Origin of the sequence: uncultured Microbacterium sp., from assembly GCF_963521695.1 — a bacterium.
GTDB lineage: Bacteria > Actinomycetota > Actinomycetes > Actinomycetales > Microbacteriaceae > Microbacterium.
Genome location: NZ_CAUQWC010000245.1, coordinates 1 through 4,686, shown reverse-complemented (window position 1 = coordinate 4,686; position 4,686 = coordinate 1). Strand labels below are relative to the sequence as shown.

Sequence of the window (4,686 nt, the reverse complement as noted above, 5' to 3'; positions counted from 1 at the left end):
CTCGCGCCGGGGGGGGTGATGGTGCCGGCGACGGCGGACGACTGAGCGGCGCGCGGGAGCCCCGGGCCGCCGCGACCTCCCCCCGCATCGACGTGGGGGAGGTCGCGGCGAACATCGACGCGCTCCGGGCCGCGGTCGCCGAGGCCGTGGCCGCCGGGGCGCGGCTCGTCGTGACGCCCGAGCTCGCCACCAGCGGCTACGTCTTCGCCGACGAGGCGGAGGCCCGCGGCGCGGCGCTCCGGCGCGACGATCCCCGGTGGGAGGCGATCAGCGCCGATCTTCCGGAGGGGGTCGTCGCCGTCGTCGGTTACGCGGAGGACGCGGGGGACCGCGTCTACAACAGCGCCGCGGTCCTCTCGCGCTCCGCCCGCCTCGGCGACTACCGCAAGTCGCACCTCTGGGGCGAGGAGGCCCGCTTCTTCGCGCCCGGTGATGCGGCCGGGGCGATCTTCGACACCCCCGTGGGCCGCCTGGGAGTCGCGGTCTGCTACGACAACGAGTTCCCCGAGGTGCCCCGCCGTCTCGCGCTCGCCGGTGCCGAGGTGCTGGCCCTGCCCGTCAACTGGCCGCTCGTGGACCGACCGGCCGGGGAGCGGGCGCCGGAGACGATCCAGGCGATGGCGGCGTCGCGGTCGTCCCGCCTCGCCACGGTGATCGCCGACCGTCACGGATCCGAACGCGGCGTCGCGTGGACCGGGGGCACGGCGATCATCGATGACGACGGGTGGGTCGCGGCGGCGGCCCCCGGTGGGGCCGGTCTGGTCGTGGCGACACTGCGGCTGCGGCACCCTCACGACAAGTCCCTTCCTCCGTACAACGACCTGTTCGGCGACCGTCGTCCCGACCTGTACACCTGACCCCTCCGGGGTGCGTGGCTCACTGGGGGGCGACGCGTCCCGGATGCCGCGTCATCCGCGCTCGCAGCATCTGCTGCGCCATGTCGGCCAGCCGCCGCGCCGCGGGGGAGAGGTCGGCGCCCTCCCGGCGGGCGAGGGCGATCGTGTCGTACAGCGGTTCCGCGAACGGGACGACCCTGATCTGCGCCGGGAAGGTCGGCGACTCGGCGATCGACCGCGACACGATGGTGTCCGCGGTTCCGGATGCCACCAGGCCCAGCGCCGTCTCGACGTTCTCGACCTCGATCGCCGGTTCGACGGAGTGCCCCTGCGCGCGAGCCCGCTCGCGCAGCTGGCGGCGCGTGGGGTCGTCCCAGCCCGCGTAGGCGTCGTAGAGCACGAGCTTCGCCCCCGCGACCTCGGCGAGATCGACGGGCGCCGTCGGGGCGTCGGCGCGCGCGGACGCGAAGACCACCTCGTCGCGGAAGAGGGGGGTGATCGACAGGCCGGCCTCGTCGACGGGCAGCACGAGGAGTCCGGCCTCGACCTCGCCCGCGGCGATCGAGCGGGCGACGAGGGCGGAGTTGATTCCGACGAGACGCACGCGCACACCGGGATGCCGTTCGTGGAAGCGCTGCAGCAGCTCCGAAAGGTCGTAGTAGGCGGCGTTGCGCAGCACCCCGAACGTGCAGGTGCCGGCCTCCAGCGCGGTGAGCGCGCGCATGGTCTCGATGCCGTTGTGGATTGCAGCGACCGCTCGCTCGGCGTGCGCGCGCAGGGCGAGAGCCGACTCGGTCGCCACGAGACGGCGGCCCCCGCGCTGGAAGAGCGCGACGCCGAGCTCGCGCTCCAGGCGCGCCACGAGCTCCGAGACGGATGCCTGCGTCGAATCGAGGTCGACGGCCGCGGCCGTGAACGACCCCTTCTCGAGCGCGGCCAGGAAGGCGCGAAGCTGGGTGATCGTCACGAGGCAATGGTAAACCCTGTGGTTTACATCGTATCCATCGTTCTTGTGGGGTGTGTGGCGATCTTCTAGCGTTCCAGTATGCAGTTCACGCCCGCGCTCCTCGAGCGCCTCGACGGTTCCTTCCACCACCTCAAGACCCCGCTGGTCGACGCCCCCGCCGCCCAGCGCGATCCGGCCGTCATCGAGACGGTGTCGAAGATGCTCGGCGACATCCAGCGCCGCGGTCTCGACGCGGTGCTCGATTACGCGCGCTCCCTCGACCGGTACGCGGGCGGCGACATCGAGTTGACGAGCGCGCAGATCGCCTCGAGCGGCGACCGACTCGCCCCCGACCTCCGCGCCGCGATCGAGCTGGGGTCGGAGCGGACGAAGGCCTTCGCCGCCGAGCAGCGGGGCCGCCTGCACGACTTCGAGACCGAGCTCGTTCCGGGTCTGACCACGGGTGTGCGCTACGTGCCCGTCTCCCGCGTCGGCGCCTACCTTCCCGCGGGACGCTTCCCCCTGACCGCCAGTGCGTTCATGACGGTCGGGGTCGCGAAGGCTGCGGGCGTGCCCACCGTCATCGCCTGCACGCCGCCGCAGCCGGACGGGGGCGCGAACGACGCCGTCGTCTACGCGGCGCATCTGTCGGGTGTCGACCGCGTGTTCGTCCTCGGCGGTGTCCAGGCGCTCGCGGCGATGGCGTACGGACTGCTGGGCGACCTGCCGGTCGACATGCTCGTGGGTGCGGGCAACGCCTTCGTGGCCGAGGCCAAGCGCCAGCTTTTCGGGACGGTCGCCATCGATCTCCTCGCCGGCCCGTCCGAGGTTGCCGTCCTCTCGGACGACAGCGCCGACCCCGAGATCGTGGCGGCCGATCTGCTCGGTCAGGCCGAGCACGGCCCGAACTCGCCCGCTGCGCTCGTGACGACGTCGGAAGAGCACGGTCGGGCTGTGATGTCAGCGGTCGAACGCCAGCTCGAGACGCTCGCCACGGAGCCGATCGCCGGGCCCGCGTGGCGCGACTACGGCACGGTGACGGTCGCTGCCGACCGCGATGTCGCCGTGGCCCTGATGGACGACCTGGCCCCCGAGCACCTCGAGGTCATCACCACCGATGACGGCTGGTACCACGACAACCTGCGCAATTACGGCTCCCTCTTCCTCGGCGCCTGGAGCACGGTGGCCTACTCCGACAAGGGCATGGCGGGCACGAACCACGTTCTCCCCACCGCGGGAGGAGCCAAGCACAGCGCGGGCCTGTCGGTGTCGCGCTTCGTGAAGCCGCTCACCTACCAGCGCATCAGCCGCGCGGCGACGCCGTCCCTCGCGGAGGCCGTGCAGACGATCTCCGACTCCGAGGGGATGGCGGCCCACAGCGCCACCGCGACGATGCGCCTGGCGACCTACGCGCAGGACTGAGCCTCGCGCGTCGTTCGGGCGCCGCTGACGCGTCGGCGGCGCCCCGCGGGGCTCGACGCGTCAGCTGCGCGCGGCCGGCATCAGCCGAGGAACTCCCGCGCCGCCACGACGAGGTTCTCGACCCCTCGGTCGATGGTGGGCTGCATGACGGGTGCGAAGAACGGCGAGTGGTTCGTCGGGATGTCGCGCTCCATCGTGCCGCCGGCCAGGGCATCGGCGAACGCCTGCGGGTCGACGCCGCCCCAGAACCAGAACACCAGCGGGGCGCCCGACTCGCGGGCAAACCACGACACGTCCTCGCTGCCGGTGAACATGCCGGGGTCGACGACCGAGGCCTCGCCGAACGAGCGCCGGAACGCCGTGGTCAGGCGGGCCGTGGCATCCGCATCGTTGATCGTCGGCGGCAGGGTGTGATCGGTGCTGATCGTGGGCTCCTGCTCGGCTCCGGATGCCGCAGCCTCGGCCCGGATGATGCGCTCGACCTTCGTCATCACGCGACGGCGCGCGGCGTCGTCGGGGTAGCGCAGGCTGAGCTCGAGCTTCGCCTCGGCCGGGATGATGTTGTTCTTCAACCCCGCGTGGATGGAGCCGACGGTGACGACGGCGACATCGCGTGGGTCGACCTCGCGCGAGACGACGGTCTGCAGGCGCATGACGGTGGCCGCGGCCATCACGACGGGGTCGATCGTGGAGTGCGGGCGCGAGCCGTGGCCGCCCCGGCCGTGGAGGATGACGGTGAGCCCGTCGGATGCCGCCATCTGCGTGCCCGGGCGAACGCCGATGACGCCGGCGGGCAGCGGCGTGACGTGCTGGCCGAGCACGATGTCGGGCGTCGGGTAGCGATCGAGCACGCCGTCGGCGATCATCGCCTGCGAGCCCGCTCCGTACTCCTCGGCGGGCTGGAACACCGCCACGATCGTGCCCGACCACTCCTCACGGGTGGCGACGAGGCGCTCGAGCGCCCCGATGAGGGCGGTCACGTGCATGTCGTGACCGCACGCGTGCATGACGGGCACCGCGTTGCCGGCGGGATCCGTGCCGCGCGCGGTACTGGCGTAGGGGAGGCCCGTCTGCTCCTCGACGGGGAGGGCGTCCATGTCGGCGCGCAGCCACACGACGGGACCGTCGCCATTGTCGATGCGCGTCACCACTCCTGTGCGGCCCACGCCCTCTTCGACCTCGAGCCCCAACTCGCTCAGGTGCCGTGCGATGACGCCGGCCGTGCGCGTCTCCTGGAACGACAGTTCCGGGTGGGCGTGCAGGTCGGTGTACAGGCTTTCGAGGTCGACGCTCATGGGTCGAGCCTAGTTCGCGCCGACCCGCGCGTGGCCGGGTCCATCGGGGTGCATCCCACCCTGATGTCGAGTGTCCACGACACGCCGTCGCGCGCCCGGCGATGCGGCGTGTCGTGGACACACCGTGTGGGGGTGCGGTGGAACCGTCCCGTCCCGGAACCTCTCGTCCCGGATCCGCCGGCCCCGG

4 protein-coding genes are annotated in these 4,686 nt (G+C 72.4%); 2 read left to right on the top strand and 2 right to left on the bottom strand.

The window, feature by feature from the left end; genetic code table 11:
• Positions 1–857, top strand: an 857-nt coding sequence (locus RWP81_RS14410) for a nitrilase-related carbon-nitrogen hydrolase (protein ID WP_314457225.1), incomplete at its 5' end; no start/stop codon positions are given.
• 19 nt (positions 858–876) lie between these two features.
• Here RWP81_RS14410 and RWP81_RS14405 read toward each other — a convergent pair.
• Positions 877–1,803: a LysR family transcriptional regulator gene (locus tag RWP81_RS14405; protein WP_314457223.1), complete on the bottom strand. Its 927-nt coding sequence runs from the start codon at positions 1,801–1,803 to the stop codon at positions 877–879.
• Positions 1,804–1,881: 78 nt separating this feature from the next.
• Between RWP81_RS14405 and hisD the strand changes: the two genes are divergently transcribed.
• Positions 1,882–3,204 (top strand): histidinol dehydrogenase, encoded by a 1,323-nt coding sequence (gene hisD, locus RWP81_RS14400; RefSeq protein WP_314457221.1) that lies wholly within the window; start codon positions 1,882–1,884, stop codon positions 3,202–3,204.
• Positions 3,205–3,284: 80 nt separating this feature from the next.
• Here the strand turns inward: hisD and RWP81_RS14395 are convergent, their stop codons facing one another.
• Positions 3,285–4,499 (bottom strand): amidohydrolase, encoded by a 1,215-nt coding sequence (locus RWP81_RS14395; protein WP_314457219.1) that lies wholly within the window; start codon positions 4,497–4,499, stop codon positions 3,285–3,287.
• Between the last annotated feature and the right edge of the window lie 187 nt (positions 4,500–4,686).